The organism is Streptomyces sp. NPDC111507, assembly GCF_055638955.1.
Genome location: NZ_JBVKBU010000001.1, coordinates 1,656,839 through 1,677,445, shown reverse-complemented (window position 1 = coordinate 1,677,445; position 20,607 = coordinate 1,656,839). Strand labels below are relative to the sequence as shown.

Annotated in this window: 14 protein-coding genes; 9 read left to right on the top strand and 5 right to left on the bottom strand. The window is 69.3% G+C overall.

Going from position 1 to position 20,607, the window contains the following annotated elements; all coding sequences use genetic code 11:
* The first annotated feature begins 95 nt into the window (after positions 1 to 95).
* The gene (gene secA / locus ACZ7M2_RS07395) at positions 96 to 2,912 is read left to right on the top strand and encodes a preprotein translocase subunit SecA (protein ID WP_471594482.1); all 2,817 of its coding nucleotides are present in this window, start codon (positions 96 to 98) and stop codon (positions 2,910 to 2,912) included.
* 236 nt (positions 2,913 to 3,148) lie between these two features.
* Here the strand turns inward: secA and ACZ7M2_RS07390 are convergent, their stop codons facing one another.
* On the bottom strand, positions 3,149 to 3,751 hold the full coding sequence (locus ACZ7M2_RS07390) for an Rv3235 family protein (RefSeq protein ID WP_471594481.1): 603 nt from the start codon (positions 3,749 to 3,751) through the stop codon (positions 3,149 to 3,151).
* Between the two features lie 354 nt (positions 3,752 to 4,105).
* On the opposite strand from ACZ7M2_RS07390, the gene ACZ7M2_RS07385 reads away from it, so the two are divergent.
* A complete protein-coding gene (locus ACZ7M2_RS07385; protein ID WP_054229599.1) occupies positions 4,106 to 4,621 on the top strand; it encodes a DUF6912 family protein in 516 nt (171 codons plus the stop codon).
* Between the two features lie 46 nt (positions 4,622 to 4,667).
* Positions 4,668 to 5,339, top strand: a complete 672-nt coding sequence (locus ACZ7M2_RS07380; protein ID WP_054229600.1) for an HAD family hydrolase — start codon at positions 4,668 to 4,670, stop codon at positions 5,337 to 5,339.
* A gap of 101 nt (positions 5,340 to 5,440) precedes the next feature.
* On the opposite strand, the gene ACZ7M2_RS07375 is transcribed toward ACZ7M2_RS07380, so the two are convergent.
* Complete coding sequence (locus ACZ7M2_RS07375; RefSeq protein ID WP_075029015.1) at positions 5,441 to 6,007, bottom strand: DJ-1/PfpI family protein; 567 nt, start codon at positions 6,005 to 6,007, stop codon at positions 5,441 to 5,443.
* A gap of 610 nt (positions 6,008 to 6,617) precedes the next feature.
* On the opposite strand from ACZ7M2_RS07375, the gene ACZ7M2_RS07370 reads away from it, so the two are divergent.
* From ACZ7M2_RS07370 to ACZ7M2_RS07355, 4 genes are all read left to right on the top strand, one after another.
* On the top strand, positions 6,618 to 11,558 hold the full coding sequence (locus ACZ7M2_RS07370; protein WP_471594480.1) for an NAD-glutamate dehydrogenase: 4,941 nt from the start codon (positions 6,618 to 6,620) through the stop codon (positions 11,556 to 11,558).
* 218 nt (positions 11,559 to 11,776) lie between these two features.
* Positions 11,777 to 12,283 (top strand): GtrA family protein, encoded by a 507-nt coding sequence (locus ACZ7M2_RS07365; RefSeq protein ID WP_097225690.1) that lies wholly within the window; start codon positions 11,777 to 11,779, stop codon positions 12,281 to 12,283.
* Between the two features lie 105 nt (positions 12,284 to 12,388).
* Entirely contained in the window at positions 12,389 to 15,307 is a 2,919-nt protein-coding gene (locus ACZ7M2_RS07360; RefSeq protein WP_471594479.1) for a bifunctional glycosyltransferase/CDP-glycerol:glycerophosphate glycerophosphotransferase, read from the top strand.
* Complete coding sequence (locus ACZ7M2_RS07355; RefSeq protein ID WP_352048958.1) at positions 15,304 to 16,455, top strand: glycosyltransferase; 1,152 nt, start codon at positions 15,304 to 15,306, stop codon at positions 16,453 to 16,455. The genes ACZ7M2_RS07360 and ACZ7M2_RS07355 overlap by 4 nt, the downstream gene beginning before the upstream one ends.
* Positions 16,456 to 16,551: 96 nt before the next feature.
* On the opposite strand, the gene ACZ7M2_RS07350 is transcribed toward ACZ7M2_RS07355, so the two are convergent.
* Both ACZ7M2_RS07350 and ACZ7M2_RS07345 read right to left on the bottom strand, forming a co-directional pair.
* A complete protein-coding gene (locus tag ACZ7M2_RS07350; protein ID WP_471594542.1) occupies positions 16,552 to 17,361 on the bottom strand; it encodes an ABC transporter ATP-binding protein in 810 nt (269 codons plus the stop codon).
* 16 nt (positions 17,362 to 17,377) lie between these two features.
* On the bottom strand, positions 17,378 to 18,289 hold the full coding sequence (locus ACZ7M2_RS07345) for an ABC transporter permease (protein ID WP_099922352.1): 912 nt from the start codon (positions 18,287 to 18,289) through the stop codon (positions 17,378 to 17,380).
* A 171-nt stretch (positions 18,290 to 18,460) separates the two neighbouring features.
* Here ACZ7M2_RS07345 and ACZ7M2_RS07340 point away from each other — a divergent pair, with 171 nt between their 5' ends.
* The gene (locus ACZ7M2_RS07340; RefSeq protein ID WP_248002945.1) at positions 18,461 to 19,117 is read left to right on the top strand and encodes a TetR/AcrR family transcriptional regulator; all 657 of its coding nucleotides are present in this window, start codon (positions 18,461 to 18,463) and stop codon (positions 19,115 to 19,117) included.
* Between the two features lie 48 nt (positions 19,118 to 19,165).
* Here the strand turns inward: ACZ7M2_RS07340 and ACZ7M2_RS07335 are convergent, their stop codons facing one another.
* Positions 19,166 to 19,372 (bottom strand): hypothetical protein, encoded by a 207-nt coding sequence (locus tag ACZ7M2_RS07335; protein ID WP_471594478.1) that lies wholly within the window; start codon positions 19,370 to 19,372, stop codon positions 19,166 to 19,168.
* A gap of 49 nt (positions 19,373 to 19,421) precedes the next feature.
* On the opposite strand from ACZ7M2_RS07335, the gene ACZ7M2_RS07330 reads away from it, so the two are divergent.
* Entirely contained in the window at positions 19,422 to 20,585 is a 1,164-nt protein-coding gene (locus ACZ7M2_RS07330; RefSeq protein ID WP_471594477.1) for a sensor histidine kinase, read from the top strand.
* Positions 20,586 to 20,607: the final 22 nt, after the last annotated feature.

Sequence of the window (20,607 nt, the reverse complement as noted above, 5' to 3'; positions counted from 1 at the left end):
GGTCCTCGCTTACGATGGCCGTTGCTCAAGCTGTGATTTGAATCTGACATTGAACCCGACCGTCCCAGGCCCGACCGGCAAGGAGACAAACCCCCGTGTCCGTCCTCTCGAAGATCATGCGTGCAGGCGAAGGCAAGATCCTGCGCAAGCTGCACCGCATCGCGGACCAGGTCAACTCCATCGAAGAGGACTTCGTCGACCTCTCCGACGCCGAGCTGCGCGCCCTCACTGATGAGTACAAGCAGCGGTATGCGGATGGGGAGAGCCTGGACGACCTGCTCCCCGAGGCCTTCGCCACCGTGCGTGAGGCCGCCAAGCGCGTCCTCGGACAGCGTCACTACGACGTGCAGATGATGGGTGGCGCCGCGCTCCACCTCGGCTACGTCGCGGAGATGAAGACCGGCGAAGGCAAGACCCTCGTCGGCACGCTGCCCGCGTATCTGAACGCTCTCTCCGGAGACGGCGTTCACCTGATCACGGTCAACGACTATCTGGCCGAGCGCGACTCCGAGATGATGGGTCGCGTCCACAAGTTCCTGGGTCTGACCGTCGGCTGCATCCTCGCCAACATGACGCCGGCCCAGCGCCGCGAGCAGTACGCGTGCGACATCACGTACGGCACGAACAACGAGTTCGGCTTCGACTACCTCCGCGACAACATGGCCTGGTCGCAGGACGAACTCGTCCAGCGGGGCCACAACTTCGCGATCGTCGACGAGGTCGACTCGATCCTCGTCGACGAGGCCCGTACGCCGCTCATCATCTCGGGCCCGGCCGACCAGGCCACCAAGTGGTACGGCGACTTCGCCAAGCTGGTCACCCGGCTGAAGAAGGGCGAGGCCGGCAACCCCCTCAAGGGCCTCGAGGAGACCGGGGACTACGAGGTCGACGAGAAGAAGCGCACCGTCGCCATCCACGAGCCCGGCGTCTCCAAGGTCGAGGACTGGCTGGGCATCGACAACCTGTACGAGTCGGTGAACACGCCGCTGGTGGGCTACCTGAACAACGCCATCAAGGCCAAGGAGCTCTTCAAGAAGGACAAGGACTACGTCGTCATCGACGGCGAAGTCATGATCGTCGACGAGCACACCGGCCGTATCCTCGCCGGCCGCCGCTACAACGAGGGCATGCACCAGGCGATCGAGGCGAAGGAAGGGGTGGACATCAAGGACGAGAACCAGACGCTCGCCACGATCACCCTGCAGAACTTCTTCCGCCTCTACGGCAAGCTCTCCGGCATGACCGGTACGGCGATGACCGAGGCCGCCGAGTTCCACCAGATCTACAAGCTCGGCGTCGTCCCGATCCCGACCAACAAGCCGATGGTCCGCAAGGACCAGTCAGACCTGATCTACCGCACCGAGGTCGCCAAGTTCGACGCGGTGGTCGACGACATCGCCGAGAAGCACGAGAAGGGCCAGCCGATCCTCGTCGGTACGACGTCGGTCGAGAAGTCCGAGTACCTTTCGCAGCAGCTCTCGAAGCGGGGCATCCAGCACGAGGTGCTGAACGCGAAGCAGCATGACCGTGAGGCCCCGATCATCGCCCAGGCCGGCCGCCGGGGCGCTGTGACCGTCGCCACGAACATGGCCGGTCGAGGCACGGACATCAAGCTCGGCGGCAACCCCGATGACCTCGCCGAGGCGGAGCTGCGTCAGCGTGGCCTCGACCCCGAGGAGCACATCGAGGAGTGGGCCGCGGCCCTCCCCGCCGCCCTGGAGAAGGCCGAGCAGGCCGTCAAGGCGGAGTTCGAAGAGGTCAAGGAGCTCGGCGGGCTCTACGTGCTGGGCACCGAGCGCCACGAGTCGCGTCGTATCGACAACCAGCTGCGCGGTCGTTCCGGCCGTCAGGGCGACCCGGGCGAGTCCCGCTTCTACCTGTCGCTCGGTGACGACCTGATGCGGCTGTTCAAGGCCCAGATGGTCGAGCGCGTGATGTCGATGGCCAACGTGCCGGACGACGTGCCGATCGAGAACAAGATGGTCACGCGCGCGATCGCCTCCGCCCAGTCGCAGGTCGAGCAGCAGAACTTCGAGACGCGCAAGAACGTTCTGAAGTACGACGAGGTGCTCAACCGGCAGCGCGAGGTCATCTACGGCGAGCGCCGCCGCGTCCTGGAGGGCGAGGACCTGCAGGAGCAGATCCAGCACTTCACGGACGACACGATCGACGCCTACATCGCGGCCGAGACCGCCGAGGGCTTCGCCGAGGAGTGGGACCTGGACCGGCTGTGGGGCGCTTTCAAGCAGCTCTACCCGGTGAAGGTCACCGTCGACGAGCTGGAGGAGGCGGCCGGTGATCGTGCCGGTCTGACCGCCGAGTTCGTCTCCGAGTCCATCAAGGACGACATCCACGAGCAGTACGCGGCCCGTGAGGAGACGCTCGGCTCCGAGATCATGCGGGAGCTGGAGCGGCGGGTCGTCCTGTCGGTCCTCGACCGCAAGTGGCGCGAGCACCTCTACGAGATGGACTATCTCCAGGAGGGCATCGGCCTGCGCGCCATGGCGCAGAAGGACCCGCTGGTCGAGTACCAGCGCGAGGGCTTCGACATGTTCTCCGCCATGATGGACGGCATCAAGGAGGAGTCCGTCGGCTACCTGTTCAACCTGGAGGTTCAGGTCGAGCAGCAGGTCGAGGAGGTCCCGGTCGAGGACGCCGCGCCGTCGCTGGAGAAGAAGGAGGACGTCGTGCCCGCGGGTGCGCGTCCCGAGATCCGCGCCAAGGGGCTCGACGCCCCGCAGCGTCCCGACCGGCTGCACTTCTCCGCGCCGACGGTGGACGGTGAGGGCGGCATCGTCGAGGGCGACTTCGCCAACGACGACGACGAGCCCGTGCGTTCCGAGGCGGACGGCCTCACGCGCGCGGAGCGCCGCAAGCAGCAGAAGAGCAACGGGCGGCGCCGCAAGAAGTGACCGATCGGCTCGCGAGAGCCGATGAGAGTTGAGAAGCGGTGAAGGGCCGGGCACCCGTGGGTGTCCGGCCCTTTGCGTTGCTCAGTGGGGGTTCAGGGGCCCGTGGGAGCCGGGCGGTGCGGGTTCAGGGGCCCGTGGGAGCTGGGCGGTGGGGGTTCAGGGGTCTGTGGGAGTTGGGCAGCGGGGCAGCGGTCCGTAGGAGTTGCCGCGAGGTGTTCACGGATTCGGGGGGCTGCTCAGTCGTCGTCCGGGCGGGGCATGCGGGGGCCGCCCAGTTCCACCGCCGTGCAGCGCCAGCGGAGGTCGGGGCCCTGTTCCAGGCGGAAGGCCATCGCGCGGAGCCGGTCGCCCGCGCCGATGCGGGCGAAGGCCTCGATCGCGCCGGGCCGTGGCACGTAGTAGCCGATGTCGCGGACGACCGGGCGGGTGCCGCGGGTGCGCAGGGGGCCGCGCTCGGCGAGCCAGGCCAGCTCGTCGTAGGCCCGGCCCGCGGTGTGGCGCAGCATGCAGTGGACGGGGCGTTGGCCGCTGAGCACGGCGAGGAGGCGGTCGGCGAAGAGGTCGGTGGGACGGGGCTGTGGCGGCGCTGTGGATGGCGATGAGGGCGGCAGCGAGGGCCGTGGAGGGTCGGCCGGCGGGGGCAGGAGGAGGGTGCGGGATGCGGCCTCCGCCGGGGGTGTGTGCGGTGCGGGCGCCTGGGGTGGGCTGTCTCCCGGGGCCGGGCGGGGTGCGCCCGCGCCCGGGGTGCGCGGTGGGGTGGTGCCGGGGCGGCGGGTGTCGTGGCGGCCGGGTGGGCGGGTGCCCGGGCGGCGCTTCGTCCTGGTCATCACCTTGTTCATGTGTCGTCCCCGTTCAGTGTCGGCCCCGCTCGCCGCGACCGGTCGATACCGGGCGGTAACTTCGTGTTGGGGATCTTCTACGAGGCGGGAGCGGGTCCCCGCAAGGACGCCGGGCGCGCGCCGCGGCGGCAGGAAGGTTCACCTATCAGAGTGAGCGGGAGGGGCGGGAGGCCCGGCGGGGAAGGGATGTTCCGGGTGAATCGCGGGCCGGGGGTGGACGCCGTACGGGGGAGGGACCGGGACCCGAAAGGGGACGCCCGCACGTATCCTGAAGGCCTTCCCGGGAGGCGCGGGACCGCCCTTCCAGGAGCCCTCCGACCCGGGAAACCCACCCGACTACGAAAGCGGCCAGCCATGCGCGTCTACGTCCCCCTGACCCTCTCCGGTCTCGCCGAGGCGTACAAGACGGGGGAGCTGGCGGCGGGACCGGTCGTCGCGTACGCCGTCACGCCCGCGTTGCGCGAGTGGTACCTCTCCGACGACATCGAGGAGCTCGAGTACGCGGCGCTGAACCGGGCCGCGCTGGCCTCGCTGCGGCTGCTCGCGGGGGAGCCGGGGGCCGTGCGGCGGCGGGTGGTCGTCGCGGTCGACGTTCCCGACCGGGCCGCGGTCGCCGACCCCGACCGGGGGCTCGATCCGGTGGCGCTCGGTGAGGTGCGGGTGTCGGGGCCCGTGGCCCTGTCCAAGGCGGCCGCGGTGCACGTCGACGCCGATGACGCCGGGGAGGACGTCTCGGCGGCCGTGGACGCGCTCGGGGCGGCCGACCACGGGGACGACGACGCGCAGTTCATCGTGGACGGGGCCGAGGACCACGAGTTGTTGTGGTTCGCGACGCAGGAGATTCCCAACCTGGTGGGGCTGGAGGACTGAGCCTGCGCCGAGGGGCGTTGTCAGTGCGGGCGGGTAGTTTCTTGGTATGGGGAAGCAGGGCGCAGCAGCGCACATCGTGTGGGACTGGAACGGGACGCTGTTCCACGACAACGCCGCGATCATCGGGGCGACGAACGCGGCATTCGCCGAGTTGGGGTTGGAGCCGCTCACGCTCGAGCGGTACCGGGAGTTGTACTGCGTGCCGGTGCCGAAGTTCTACGAGCGGCTGATGGGGCGGCTGCCGACCGATGCCGAGTGGGAGGTCATGGACGACACCTTCCATCGGTACTACGCGGAGCATCGTGTGACGTGCGAGCTCACCGAGGGGGCGTCGACGTTGCTCGCGGACTGGCGGTCGGCGGGGCGCAGCCAGTCGCTGTTGAGCATGTATGTGCACGAGGAACTGGTCCCGCTGGTCAGGGGGTTCGGGATCGAGCCGCACTTCGTGCGAGTGGAGGGGCGGGTCGGGCCGTCCGGCGGCAGCAAGGCCGAGCACATGGTGCGGCACATAGGCTCGCTCGCGGGCGTGGACCCGGAGCGCACGGTGGTGATCGGGGACGCCGCCGACGACGCGGTGGCGGCGCTGCACGTGGGGGCGCGGGCCGTGCTCTACACCGGCGGTTCGCACAGTCGCGCCAGCCTCGAAGGGGTCGGCGTGCCCGTGGTGGACAGCCTGGAAGAGGCGGTCGAGGAGGCCGAGCGACTGATGGCGGCGTAGGTCTGTCGTCCGAGCTCGCCGCGCCGGGTGTGCGGCGGCCCTCGTCGGCGGGGCAGCCGCGTACTCGGCTCACACCTCCCACGTCACCGCCCCCGAGTCGTTCAGCCCACCGGCGCCTTCGCCCTCAGCACCCTGAGGAACTCGCGCATCCAGGCCGGGTGGTCCGGCCAGGCGCGGGCGGACACGAGGGTGCCGTCGACCACTGCCTCCGCGTCCTGGAAGGTCGCTCCGGCGGCCTGCATGTCCAGTTCCAGTGCCGGGTAGGCGGTGACGCGGCGCCCGCTCAGGGCGTCGGCGGCGGCCGTGAGGAGGGGGCCGTGGCAGATCTGGGCCACGGGCTTGTCGGCGTCGAAGAAGGACTTGAGGATCTTGCGGAGTTCGGGGTCGTTGCGGAGGTACTCGGGCGCGCGGCCGCCCGGGATCACCACGGCGGCGTACTGACCGGGGTCGACCTCCGAGAACGCTAGGTCGGCGGGCCAGGTGTAGCCGGGCTTCTCCGTGTACGTGTCGAAGCCGGGTTCGAAGTCGTGGACCACGAAGCGGAGCTGCTTGCGGGTGGGGGCCGCGATGTGGACCTCGTAGCCCTCCTCGCGCAGGCGCTGGTAGGGGTACAGGACCTCCAGTGATTCCGCCGCGTCGCCGGTGACCATCAGGATCTTCGGTGTCATGTCGGTGCCGCTCCCTTCGGTGGAGCTTCGGTGGAGCTTCAGCGGGCCCCAGTTCTATTCCGCCTCCGCCCCACCGTCCTCGTCAACGTGGTGCCGCAGGAGAGGGTTACCGGAGGACTGCACGTTCCCGTCCCTTTCGTCCCTGTGCATACTGTCAAAGTTCCACCCCCGGTTTTGTACACATACGGCTCATGACGGGCCCCGGGTAGGGAGCGATAGCCTGGTGGCGTGATCAGCGCGATATCTCGCGGGGGCTCAGTTGCCCCTGCCTCGCGCCCGGAGCGCACGGACGACATCCGTGACCGGGCGGCGATCGCTGATCTTCACGGGCGGGATGGAGCGGCGACCGCGGCAAGCACCAGCGGAAACGCGGGCGCAAGCGGAATCGCGAGCGTTCTCCGTAGGCCGCGGACACCCCGGGGACGGACGACGCAGAGATCAGCGTCACAGTCGCCGAGGGTGCCGAGAATGGCCGATACCCCCCCGCCCATCTCTCCATGCGGCATAGCGTCGGACCAGACCGGACACCCCGCGTCACGGCGTTACGTCGGAGAAGAGACCGTACTTCCTTCTACGTCACGCAACGGCGCGCGACAGGAGCCAGAGGACAATGCAGACCAAGCTGGACGAAGCCAAGGCCGAGCTGCTCGAGAGGGCTGCCCGGGTAGCTGAGAACAGCCCGGTCGGGGGGCACCTACCGACTGGGACGACGAGCGAGGGCACTCCGGACAAGGACACCGTGCTCGCGTTCCTCCAGCGCTACTACCTGCACACAGCCCCGGAGGACCTGACCGACCGCGACCCGGTCGATGTCTTCGGAGCCGCCTTCTCCCACTACCGACTGGCCGAGAATCGCCCCCAGGGCACGGCCAACGTCCGAGTGCACACGCCCACCGTCGAGGAGAACGGCTGGACCTGCAGCCACTCCGTCGTCGAGGTCGTGACCGACGACATGCCCTTCCTCGTCGACTCGGTCACCAACGAGCTGTCCCGGCAGGGCCGCGGCATCCACCTCGTCATCCACCCGCAGTTCGTCGTACGGCGCGATCTGACCGGCGAGCTCATCGAGGTGCTCCCCGGCCGGCCCACCCTCGAGGATCTGCCGCACGACGCGCACGTCGAGTCCTGGATCCACGTCGAGGTCGACCGCGAGACCGACCGTGCCGACCTGAAGCAGATCACCGCCGATCTGCTGCGCGTCCTGTCCGACGTCCGTGAGGCCGTCGAGGACTGGGAGAAGATGCGCGACGCCGCGTTGCGCATCGCCGAGGAACTGCCCACCGAGCCGACCGCCGACGACCTGCGTGACCTGGAGGTCGAGGAGGCCCGTGAGCTGCTGCGCTGGCTCTCGGACGACCACTTCACCTTCCTGGGGTTCCGCGAGTACGAGCTGCGCGACGACGACTCGCTGGCCGCCGTCCCCGGCACCGGACTCGGCATCCTGCGCTCCGACCCGCAGCACGGCGGTGACGACAGCCACCCGGTCAGCCCGTCCTTCGAGCGGCTGCCCGCCGACGCCCGCGCCAAGGCCCGTGAGCACAAGCTGCTCGTCCTCACCAAGGCCAACAGCCGCGCCACCGTGCACCGGCCGTCCTACCTCGACTACATCGGTGTGAAGAAGTTCGACGCCGAGGGCAACGTCGTCGGTGAGCGGCGCTTCCTGGGCCTGTTCTCCTCGGCCGCGTACACCGAGTCCGTGCGCCGCGTCCCCGTGGTCCGCCGCAAGGTCGAGGAGGTCCTCAAGGGCGCGGGCTTCTCGCCCAACAGCCACGACGGCCGCGACCTGCTCCAGATCCTGGAGACCTACCCCCGCGACGAGCTCTTCCAGACGCCCCCCGACGAGCTGCGTTCCATCGTCACCAGCGTCCTCTACCTCCAGGAGCGGCGCCGCCTGCGCCTCTACCTGCGCCAGGACGAGTACGGCCGCTACTACTCGGCCCTCGTCTACCTCCCGCGCGACCGCTACACCACCGGGGTGCGCCTCAGGATCATCGACATCCTGAAGGAGGAGCTGAACGGCACCAGCGTCGACTTCACCGCCTGGAACACCGAGTCGATCCTCTCCCGGCTGCACTTCGTGGTCCGGGTCCCGCAGGGCACCGAGCTGACGCAGCTCAGCGACGCGGACAAGGACAGGCTCGAGGTGCGGCTCGTCGAGGCCGCCCGCTCCTGGGCCGACGGTTTCGCCGAGGCGCTGAACGCCGAGTGCGGCGAGGAGCGCGCGGCCGAGCTGCTGCGCCGCTACGGCAGCGCCTTCCCCGAGGGCTACAAGGCCGACCACACCCCGCGTGCCGCGGTCGCCGACCTGGTCCACCTGGAGAAGCTCACCCGCGACCGGAGCAAGGACTTCGCGCTCAGCCTGTACGAGCCGGTCGGTGCCGGTCCCGGCGAGCGCCGCTTCAAGATCTACCGCACCGGCGAGCAGGTCTCCCTCTCGGCGGTCCTGCCGGCCCTCAACCGCATGGGCGTCGAGGTCACCGACGAGCGCCCGTACGAGCTGCGCTGCTCGGACCGTACGACGGCCTGGATCTACGACTTCGGGCTGCGCCTGCCCAAGTCCCTGAACGGCAACGGCGACTACCTCGGCGACGACGGCCGTGAGCGCTTCCAGGAGGCCTTCGCCGCCACCTGGACCGGCGAGGCCGAGAACGACGGCTTCAACGCCCTCGTGCTGAGCGCCGGGCTGACCTGGCGGCAGGCGATGGTGCTGCGCGCGTACGCCAAGTACCTGCGCCAGGCGGGCTCCACCTTCAGCCAGGACTACATGGAGGACACCCTCCGGAACAATGTCCACACCACCCGGCTGCTTGTCTCGCTCTTCGAGGCGCGGATGTCGCCGGAGCGCCAGCACGCCGGTGTCGAGCTGACCGACGCGCTGATGGAGGAGCTGGACGCCGCTCTCGACCAGGTGGCCAGCCTGGACGAGGACCGGATCCTGCGCTCCTTCCTCACCCTCATCAAGGCGACCCTGCGCACCAACTTCTTCCAGGAGGCGTTGGGCGCCAAGCCGCACGAGTACGTCTCCATGAAGTTCGACCCGCAGGCCATCCCGGACCTGCCGGCGCCGCGACCGGCGTACGAGATCTGGGTGTACTCGCCGAAGGTGGAGGGCGTGCACCTGCGCTTCGGCAAGGTCGCGCGCGGTGGTCTGCGCTGGTCCGACCGGCGCGAGGACTTCCGGACGGAGATCCTGGGTCTGGTCAAGGCACAGATGGTGAAGAACACCGTCATCGTGCCCGTCGGCGCCAAGGGCGGCTTCGTCGCCAAGCAGCTGCCCGACCCGTCCGTGGACCGCGACGCCTGGCTCGCGGAGGGCATCCGCAGCTACCGGACCTTCATCTCGGCGCTGCTCGACATCACCGACAACCTGGTCGCCGGTGCGGTCGTGCCCCCGGTGGACGTGGTCCGGCACGACGGGGAGGACACCTATCTCGTCGTCGCCGCCGACAAGGGCACCGCGACCTTCTCCGACATCGCCAACGAGGTCGCCGAGAGCTACAACTTCTGGCTCGGGGACGCCTTCGCCTCCGGCGGCTCCGCCGGTTACGACCACAAGAAGATGGGCATCACCGCGCGCGGTGCCTGGGAGTCCGTGAAGCGGCACTTCCGGGAGCTGGGCGTCAACACCCAGACCGAGGACTTCACCGTCGTCGGTGTCGGTGACATGTCCGGTGACGTGTTCGGCAACGGCATGCTGCTCTCCGAGCACATCCGCGTGGTCGCCGCCTTCGACCACCGGCACATCTTCCTCGACCCGACCCCGGACGCGGAGACCTCGTACGCCGAGCGGCGTCGACTCTTCGAGCTGCCGCGCTCGTCCTGGGCGGACTACAACACCGAGCTGATCTCGGCCGGCGGCGGAGTCTTCCCGCGGACCGCCAAGGCGATCCCGGTCAACGCGCACGTCCGCGAGGCCCTCGGCATCGAGGCCGGTGTCACCAAGATGACTCCGGCCGACCTGATGAAGGCGATCCTCCAGGCGCCGGTCGACCTGCTGTGGAACGGCGGCATCGGTACGTACGTCAAGGCGTCCGCCGAGTCGCACGCGGACGTCGGCGACAAGGCCAACGACGCCATCCGCGTCGACGGCGCCGACCTGCGCGTCAAGGTCGTCGGCGAGGGCGGCAACCTCGGTCTGACCCAGCTGGGCCGGATCGAGTTCGCGCAGCACGGCGGCAAGATCAACACCGACGCCATCGACAACAGCGCGGGCGTGGACACCTCCGACCACGAGGTGAACATCAAGATCCTGCTCAACGCGGTCGTGACCAACGGCGATCAGACGGTCAAGCAGCGCAACAAGCTGCTCGCCGAGATGACCGACGAGGTCGGCGCCCTGGTCCTGCGCAACAACTACGCGCAGAACGTCGCGATCGCCAACGCGCTGGCCCAGTCGCCGAGCATGCTCCACGCCCAGCAGCGCTTCCTGCGCTTCCTGGTCAGGGAGGGCCACCTCGACCGGGCGCTGGAGTTCCTGCCCAACGAGCGGCAGATCCGTGAGCGGCTCAACTCCGGGCAGGGCCTGACCGGTCCGGAGACGGCCGTGCTCCTCGCGTACACGAAGATCACGGTCTCCGACGAGCTGCTCGCCACCTCGCTGCCCGACGACCCGTACCTGCAGAGCCTGCTGTTCGCGTACTTCCCCACCGCGCTGCGTGAGAAGTTCCGCGAGCAGATCGAGGCGCACGCGCTGCGCCGCGAGATCGTGACGACCGTACTGGTCAACGACACGGTCAACACGGGTGGTACGAGCTTCCTGCACCGCCTCCGTGAGGAGACGGGCGCGTCCCTGGAGGAGATCGTCCGGGCGCAGACCGCGGCCCGCGCGATCTTCGAGTCGAGCAAGGTGTGGGACGCGGTGGAGGCGCTCGACAATGTCGTCGCCGCCGATGTCCAGACCAGGATCCGGCTGCACTCGCGCCGTCTCGTCGAGCGGGGCACGCGCTGGCTGCTCAACAACCGGCCACAGCCGCTCCAGCTCGCCGAGAACATCTCCTTCTTCAGCGAGGGGGTCGCGCAGGTCTGGGGCGAGCTGCCCAAGCTGCTGCGCGGTGCGGACCTGGAGTGGTACCAGCAGATCTTCGAGGAGCTGACGGGCGCCGGCGTCCCCGAGGAGCTGGCCACGCACGTGGCCGGGTTCTCCTCGGCCTTCCCGACGCTGGACATCGTCGCGGTGGCCGACCGCATGGGCAAGAACCCGATGGCCGTCGCGGAGGTGTACTACGACCTCGCCGACCGCCTGAACATCACCCAGCTCATGGACCGCATCATCGAGCTCCCGCGTGCCGACCGCTGGCAGTCCATGGCCCGCGCCTCGATCCGCGAGGACCTGTACGCGGCCCACGCGGCGCTCACCGCGGACGTGCTCGCCGTCGGCAACGGCACCTCGACCCCGGAGCAGCGCTTCAAGGCCTGGGAGGAGAAGAACGCGGCGATCCTGGGCCGTGCCCGCACCACCCTGGAGGAGATCCAGACCTCGGACTCGTTCGACCTGGCGAACCTGTCGGTGGCGATGCGCACGATGCGGACGCTTCTGCGGACGCACTCGTAGCTCACCTCTGGGTGCGCTTGACTCGCTCGTGAGCGCACTTGTTTCACTCGATCGGATGTACGTCGATGGGGCAGCCCCGGCCGGGACGGCCGGGGCTGCCCCTGTTTGTGCAGGTAGGCGCAAGCGCCTCGGCCGCCCTCTTGCCTCGCTCTTGCGGATCTCTCGGGAAAACCGGAACTGGAATTTACCTATTGCTGATAAAAGGGACAATCGTGACTGTGAATCTCTCTGAGGGGCGGGCCCGTGTAGGCCGGCAGGCCCCCGCGCCGCCCCAGCCCGCACCAGCCGCCACTCCTCCCGGGGCGATCGAAAGGACCCGGCGGATCGTCCTCGAAGTGGTGAAGTTCGGAGCCGTCGGCGGGAGCGGTATCGCAGTCAACTTCCTGGTCTTCAACCTTCTCCTGCACGGCCTGAAGTGGGCCCCGATGGCCGCCACGGTCATCGCCAGCTGTGTCGCCATGGGCAGCAACTACCTCGGCTTCCGCTTCTTCGCCTACCGTGACCGGGCCTCGCGCACCCGACGCCAGATCGCCCTGTTCTTCGCGTTCAGCGGCATTGGCGTCATCATGGAGAGCGCGCTGTTCTACATCGGCTACCACGGTCTGGGCATGGACACCCCGCTCGGGTCCAACCTGGCCAAGGCGCTGTCGATCGTGCTGGCCTCGGCGTTCCGTTTTCTCGTGTACCGCACCTGGGTGTTCGAACAGGTGAAACACAGCCGCTAGACAGCAGCTCGCAACCCTTTGCGGGCGATCGGCATCTACCTAGGTGATACGCAAATGGACTAGATCGCCTAGGTTGAACCATCAGGAATGTCTAGCATTAATAGGATGAGTGTGGATCACCCCTGCCCGCCAGCAGAAACAGCAGCCTTGCCCGCCGTGTCCGTGGTCGTGATCGTCTACAACGACGCGTCCCGGCTGACGACGGCCGTGCGCTCCGTTCTCGACCAGACCCTGCGCGATGTCGAGGTCGTCATCGTCGACGACCGCAGTACGGACGGCTCGTACGACGTGGCACAGCGACTGGCCGCCGCGCACCCGGACCGCGTCCGGGCCTTCAGGCTGCCCGAGAACAGCGGCGGCTGCGGCGCCCCCCGCAACCACGGCATCCAGCAGGCCCGCGGCGACTACGTCCTCTTCCTCGACAGTGACGACGTCCTGGAGCGCAACGCCTGCCGCAACATGCTGGAGGCCGCCGAGTCCACCGGCGCGGACCTCGTCTCGGGCCTGTGCGTGCGTGTGCACGTCGACTCGCGCACCGGCAAGGAGGTCAAGTGGTACCCCTGGCTGTACGACCGCACCCGCACCCTGGAGTCCATCTCCGAGCTGCCCGACCTACTGGTCTTCGACACCCTGTCGACGAACAAGTGCTACCGCAGGCAGTTCCTGCTCGATGAGGGCCTTGAGTTCCCGGTCGGGATCCACTACGAGGACCTGCTGTTCTCCGCGCAGGCCTACGTGGCCGCCCAGCGCATCACGCTCATCCCGAACCGGGTGTACGACTGGCGGATCGTGGACAAGCCGGCGGAGTCGGCCGCCAAGTCCATCAGCAACCGGCGTGACGAGATCGCCAACTTCACGCACCGCATGGAGATCCACCGCCGGGTCGACCAGCTCCTCGCCGACCACGGCCTGCTGGCGCTGAAGTTCGCCAAGGACGTCAAGTGGCTCAAGCACGACCTGGTGCTGCACCTGCGCGAGCTGCCCTTCCGTGACGAGACCTACCGCCAGGAGTTCGCGCAGATCGCGCGCACCTACCTGGAGTCGATCGACCGCATCGCCTTCGACGAGGTCGAGCCGATCCACGCCATCTGCGCGTACCTCCTCCACGAGGCCGACTGGGACAACCTGCTGCCCGCCGTGGACACGCTCAGCAACCGCGACAAGATCTCCTCGCCGCTCGTCGAGCACGAGGGGCGCGTGTACTGGTGCGCCGAACACATCGAGCACGACGCCTTCGCCCGGCACGTCCTGGACGTCACCGAGCTCGGTTACCACACCAAGCCGGTCGAGAAGATGTTCCTGCGCAACGCGCTGACCGGATACGCGGAGACCGACGGCACCGTCCGGCTGGCCGGGCGCATCACCAACCCGCTCGGCGTGATCCCGCCCGACGCCCGGCTCTCCGCGCAGCTGGAGTTCTACGCCCGCCGTCCGGGCGTGCGCTTCCAGACCTTCCGCTTCCCCGTGGCCACCGTGCGCCACGAGGGCGAGGCCATCGCCTGGGAGGCCTCGGCCGACCTCGCCAAGGGCCTGCGTCCGCTCGGCATCGTGGACGCGGTCTGGGACGTACGCCTCCACCTCGCCGTCGCCGGTGAGGGCGAAGGCGCGGGGACGGTCCGCACCACGACCCGGCTCACGGCCTCCGAGCCCGAGCTGGCCCAGGGGCACCTGCCCGTCCGGCCCCGCCTGACCCGGCTGGTCGCCGACCGCATCGAGCCCGAGGTCTCCTCCCGCGGCCACCTCTCCTTCCGGCTCGTCCCGGACAAGAAGGCCAACGAACTCGTCCAGCGCGGAGTGCAGGGCCCGACCGGGCGGCTCGCCAAGACCGGCTACCGCAAGGTCAAGGCGCTGCGCAAGGAACTCGCCTCCGGCGACACCAAGCTCCGCGTCTACCACGACGTGTTCAGCCGCCTGCCCGTCAAGAAGGGCCTCGTCGTCTTCGAGAGCCACCTGGGCCGGCAGTACAGCGACAGCCCCAAGGCCATCTACGAGGAGATGCGCCGCCAGGGCATCGACTTCGAAGCCGTGTGGGCCTACGCGGACAGTCCCCAGGGCTTCCCGGACGACGCCACCCTCGTACGCCGCTGGTCGCTGCCCTACCTCAAGGCGCTCGCCCAGGCCGAGTACTGGGTCGACAACCAGAGCTATCCGCTGAAGGTCACCAAGCGGCCCGAGACGACGTACATCCAGACCTGGCACGGTTCGGCGCTCAAGCGGATGGGCTTCGACGAGCCGGAATGGAAGCTCAAGTCCCGAGAGGAGCAGGCCGAGCAGCAGCGCACCCTCGACCGCTTCGACCGCTTCCTGATCCGCTCCGAGCACGACGTGCGCACCCTCGCGCGGGCGTTCCGGCTCCAGGAGCGGACGCTGCTGCGGGTGGGCTACCCGCGCAACGACGCGCTCGTCCAGGCCAAGGAGCGCGAGGAGGCCACCGGGCAGCGGGAGCGCGGTGCGCCGGCGGCCGAGTTCGGCATCCCGGACGACAAGCAGATCCTGCTGTACGCGCCGACCTTCCGTCAGCGCGGCGGCAAGCGCCGGTTCGAGCTGCCCTTCGACGTGGAGCGCTTCGCCGACACCTTCGGCGACCGCTATGTCCTCCTGGTCCGCTCGCACTACCTCAACCACGTCGTGCTGCCGCCCTCCGTGCGCGGCCGGGTCATCGACGTGACGAACTACCACGACATGACCCCGCTGCTGGCGCTCGCCGACGGTCTGATCACCGACTACTCGTCCGTGATGTTCGACTACTCCCTCCTCGACCGCCCGATGTTCTTCTTCACGTACGACTACGACGAGTACGTGCACGAGGGCCGCGGAACCTACTTCGACCTGCTGGAGAGGGCCCCCGGCCCGGTCGTGCGCACCGAGGACGAGCTGCACGCGGTCCTGGACTCGCTGGACGATCAGAAGGTGAAGTACGCGGCCCCGCGCGAGCGGTTCGTCGCCGACTTCGGCGAGTTCGACCAGGGCAACGCCGCGCAGAGCATCGTCGACCAGTTCTTCTCCCAGTGGAGGCGCGCGTGACCGCGTACAGCGAGCGGGACGTCTTCTTCGTCTCCAACAGCGTCGACGAGCTCGGCGGCGTGACCAGCTGGTCGCATCAGATGGCCCGGCTGTTCACCGAGCGCGGGCACCGCGTGCACGTCATCGGCATCACCGAGCCCGCGGTCGTCCAGGAGCTCGGCGAACTCCCTTACCCCACCACGACGTTGTACGAGGCGCACCCGCCGCGCGTGGGCTCCGCGCGCGGCATCAAGGGGCGGCTCAACGTCGCCGAGCGCAGGCTGCGCGCCGAACGGGCGGCGGGCATGCGCGAGCAGGCCGCCAAGCTGACCCGGCTGTTCCGGGCCGCGCGCCCTGGCGCCGTCGTGATCGTCACGCAGGTGTGGGCGATGGAGTGGGTGGAGCTCGCCGACACCACAGGCCTGACCGTCATCGGCATGAGTCACGAGTCCTTCGCCTACTCGAAGGCGACCTCGCGCTTCGGACGGGTGCAGAAGCACTACAAGGACGTCGACCGGATGCTCGCGCTCACCCGCGAGGACGCCGACCTGTGGATCCGCCAGGGCCTCGACAACGCGTCCTTCATGCCGAACCCGATCCCCTTCATGCCCGAGGTGCCCTCCTCGCGCACCGAGAACGTCGTCGTCAGCGTCGGCCGGCTCTCGGACCAGAAGGGCATCGACATGCTCCTCGACACCTGGGCCGAGGTGGCGCCCCGCCATCCCGACTGGACCTTGCGGATCTTCGGCTCCGGGGAGGACGAGGAGATCCTCAAGAAGCAGTGCACCGCCCTCGGCCTCGACGACTCCGTCGAGTGGATGGGCCGCACCAGCGACGTACCCGGCGCCCTGCGCGGCGGTTCCGTCTTCGTCCTGTCCTCCCGCGGCGAGGGCTTCCCCCTCGCCCTCATGGAGGCCATGGCGACCGCCCTCCCGTGTGCCGCCTTCGACTGCGCTCCCGGCGTCCACGAGATCGTCCAGGACGGCGAGGACGGACTCCTGGCGGCCCTGGGCAACACCGGGGAACTGGCCCGCCGCCTCGACACCCTGATGTCCGACAAGGACCTGCGCGACCGCATGGGCGAGGCGGCCCGCGTCAACATCCAGCGCTACACGACGGACGAGATCGTCCGCAGGTGGGAAGACCTGTTCACCTTCTTGGAGAGGTGAGCGGAGGCGCCCCGAAGGGGTGCGGGGAACCGCGCGACCGGCCACGACGAACTCGCGGCCGACATCGAGCAGTTCCCCGCACCCCCTGGGTCGCCCCTACTTCCCCGTGAACTTCTCGTACTCCGCGAGCACATCCTCCGTGGGCCCGTCCAGGCGGAGCTCCCCCCGCTCCAGCCACAGCACCCGGTCGCACGTGTCCCGGATCGACTTGTTGTTGTGGCTCACCAGGAACACGGTGCCCGCGTGCTTGCGCAACTCCCGGATCCGCTCCTCGGAGCGCTTCTGGAAGGAGCGGTCCCCCGTGGCGAGAGCCTCGTCGATCATCAGCACGTCGTGGTCCTTGGCCGCCGCGATGGAGAACCGCAGCCGCGCCGCCATCCCGGAGGAGTACGTCCGCATCGGGAGGGTGATGAAGTCGCCCTTCTCGTTGATGCCGGAGAAGTCGACGATCTCCTGGTAGCGCTCCTTGACCTGCTCGCGGGACATGCCCATGGCGAGCCCGCCGAGGTAGACGTTCCGCTCACCCGTGAGGTCGCTCATCAGGGCCGCGTTGACGCCGAGCAGCGAGGGCTGACCGTCGGTGTAGATCTTGCCGTTCTCCACCGGAAGGAGGCCGGCGACCGCCTTGAGCAGGGTGGACTTGCCCGAGCCGTTGGTGCCGATCAGACCGATGGCCTCGCCGCGGTAGGCGGTGAAGGACACGTCCTTGACGGCGTGCACCTTGCGTACGCCCGCGGCCTTCTCGGCCTGCCCCCGCCGCAGCATGCGGTTGAGCGCGGCGGTGGCGCTGCCCCGTCCTGCACCGGTGCCGTTGACCCGGTAGACGATGTCCACGTGGTCGGCGACGACGGTGGGGATGAGCGCGTCGGCGCTGCCGGCCGCGTCCTGGGGCCGGGCGTCCTGCATGAGGGTGTCAGCCATGTCAGCCACGTCCGTACGTCTCCTCGGCCTTCCAGAAGTAGATGAAGCCGCCGACTCCGGCGAGCAGTGCCCAGCCGATCGCCAGCGCCCATACGTGGTGCGGCAGCTGGTGGGCGTGGAAGCTGTCGATCAGCGCGTAGCGCGTCAGGTCGATGTAGACGGCGGCCGGGTTGCTCTCCAGCGCGACCATCGCCCAGTGCGGCATGTGGCTGTGCTTGAGCGTCGAGGCGATGCTCCACATGACACCGGAGACGTACATCCAGGTGCGCAGCACGAACGGCATGAGCTGTGCGATGTCCGGCGTCTTGGCGCCCATCCGCGCCATGATCATCGCCACGCCCGCGTTGAAGACGAACTGCAGCGTCAGGATCGGCACGACGAGCAGCCACGACGCGCTCACGGGAATGCCGAAGCAGAGCAGGATGACGACCAGCGCGGCCATCGAGAACAGCAGCTGCTGGAGCTGCTGGATGGCGTACGACACCGGCAGCGCGGCCCGCGGGAAGTGCAGGGCTCGGACCAGGCCGAGGCTGCCGGAGATCGCCCGGGTGCCCGCCATGATCGAGCTCTGTGTGAAGGTCCAGATGAAGACACCGGTGACCAGGAACGGCACGAAGTCGGGCACGCCGTGCTTGGTGCCGAGCAGCACACCGAAGATGAAGTAGTAGACCGCCGCGTTCAGCAGCGGGTTCGCCACCTGCCAGACCTGGCCGAGCTTCGCCTGGCTGTACTGGGCGGTGAGCTTGGCGGTGGCGAAGGCGGTGATGAAGTGACGCCGTGCCCAGAGCTGGCGGACGTATTCAGGCAGGGTCGGGCGGGCGCCACTGACCGTGAGGCCGTACCGGGCGGCGAGCGCCGCGGGATCGTCGGTGGGGGGAACCGACGTCGGCGGTGTGTGGAGGACCTGGCTCACATCCGCTGCTTTCGCTCGGGGGGTGGGATGCGCGGGCCGTCCTTGACGTTTCTTAACTGCGGCTTTGCCAGCTGCTTACGTCGGGACGGGACCGTATCGTCGCAACGCGAGACTATGGCTTCTTGACGTCGGAACGCAACCGTTTCGTCGTAACGCCCTATGCTGGAAGGCATGACGACGAACGCCGACACCACGAGTGCCGCCGCGAACGCGGGGAGTGCTGCCGGGAAGGCCCCGCGTCGTAGGGCTCCGGCGGGGGCGGCCGTGCTGCGCGAGGACGTGACCGAGGCGATCCGGGCCGCCGTCTTCGAGGAGCTCGCGGCCGTCGGCTACGCCCGGATGTCCATCGAGGGCATCGCGCGCCGCGCGGGTGTCGGCAAGACGGCGGTGTACCGGCGCTGGCGTTCGAAACTGCACCTGGTGCTCGACCTGGTCTCCGCCATCGCGATCCAGGGACTGCCCGCCCCTGACACGGGCTCCCTGGAGGGCGACCTGCGCCTGCTGTACGAGGTCACCTCCCGTGCGCTGCGCCACCCCGTGGCCGGCCAGATCATCCCGGACCTCCAGGCGGAGGCGGCCCGCAACCCCGACATCGCGGACGCCATGCAGAAGGCGCTGCGGGAAGGCCAGCAGGGAGTGGCGAGCGGGATCGTCGCGGCGGCGGCCGCGCGGGGCGAGGTGCGCGAGGGGATCGACCAGGAACTCGCGCTCGACCTCATGTCGGGCCCGCTGTACTGGCGGGCGGTGGTGGTCCGCGGGCCCAAGTTGCCGAAGGGGTACCTGGCGAGCCTGGCCCGGGCCACGGCGGCGGCGCTGCGGGCGTTGTGAGGGCGCCTGTCCGACGGGCGGCGGGTTCAGGCGCCTGCCGAAGGGCGCTCAGGCCGCGTGCTGTCCCTCCTTGCGGCCCTTGAGAAGGGCGCTGCCCGCGCCGAGGGAGACGACTCCCATGCCGACCGCCGTCGCGACGCCCCGCGCGCCGTCGACGACGACGAGGCTGAACAGAAACAGGAACGGGAACCAGAGGGCCGGCTTCGACGACAGGAGCGCCCTCCCCAACCCCTGGCGCAGTGGGCTGCACCTCACCAGGTCACCCGTTCGCCCACGGGGGCTGCCGTTCGCCTAACCTGTGGCCATGCGAGAGACGGTGCGGCAGGCCGCGCGGGCCACGGCCGGCCTCGTCATGTCCGCCGTGCTGGCCTTCGGCACGATCCTCTTCATCACCGTGCTGCTGATCACGGCCACGCTGACGCTCGCGGTCGTCGGCGCCGGGCTGCTGCCCGAGACGGTGCTGCTGATCCGGCGGATCGCCGGGGCCAAGCGGAACCTGGTGGCCCGGTGGACGGGCAAGGTGATCCCCGAGGCCTACCAGCCCATCGAGGGCCCGCTGCGGCAACGACTGCGCACGGCGGTCCGCGGCCCCGGCACGCTCGGCGACTTCCGCTGGATGGTCTCCCACTACGTCTACGGCTTCCTCGGACTGCTCACCGTCCCGCTGTGGCTGCTGGGCCTGCTAGTCGACGGCGTACGACAGGGGCTGCTCGGCCGCTCCCCGCTCGTCCTGCCGCTGATCGGCCGGCTCGCGGACCTCGACGCCGCCTGGTCCACCGCCCTGCTCAAGCCCTCCCCGGAGGCGCTGCTCGCCGTCCGGATCGAGGAGCTGACCGAGACCCGGGCCGGTGCGATCGCCGCGCACGGCGCCGAACTGCGCCGCATCGAGCGCGATCTGCACGACGGCACACAGGCCCGGCTGGTCTCCCTGTCGATGCGCATCGGTATCGCCAAACGGGCCTACGAACGCGACCCGGAGACCGCGCTCAGACTTCTCGAGGACGCGCAGAGCCAGGCCGAGGAGGCGCTGACCGAGCTGCGCCACGTCGTCCGCGGCATCCACCCGCCGATCCTCACCGACCGGGGACTGGCCGGCGCCGTACGGGCGCTCGCCGCGAGCAGCGGGCTGGACGTCACCGTGGTCGTGGACGGCCTGGAGGACGGGGCGCGGAGCGGGTCCCGAGCCCCGGCGGCGGTCGAGGCGGCGGCGTACTTCGTGGTCGCCGAGTCGCTGACGAACGCGGCCAAGCACAGCGGATCCGAGCGCGCCGAGGTACGGCTGGTCCGCAACCGGGGCGGGCTGAGCGTCCGGGTCGCCGATGAGGGACAGGGCGGAGCCGACCAGGGGGGTGGCTCCGGGCTGCTCGGTATGCAGCGACGCGTGGCCGCGCTCGACGGGACCCTGTTGATGACCAGCCCCGTCGGGGGGCCGACCGTGATCGAGGTGGAGCTGCCGTGCGTGTGGTGACCGGGACAGTGGAGACGAGGCC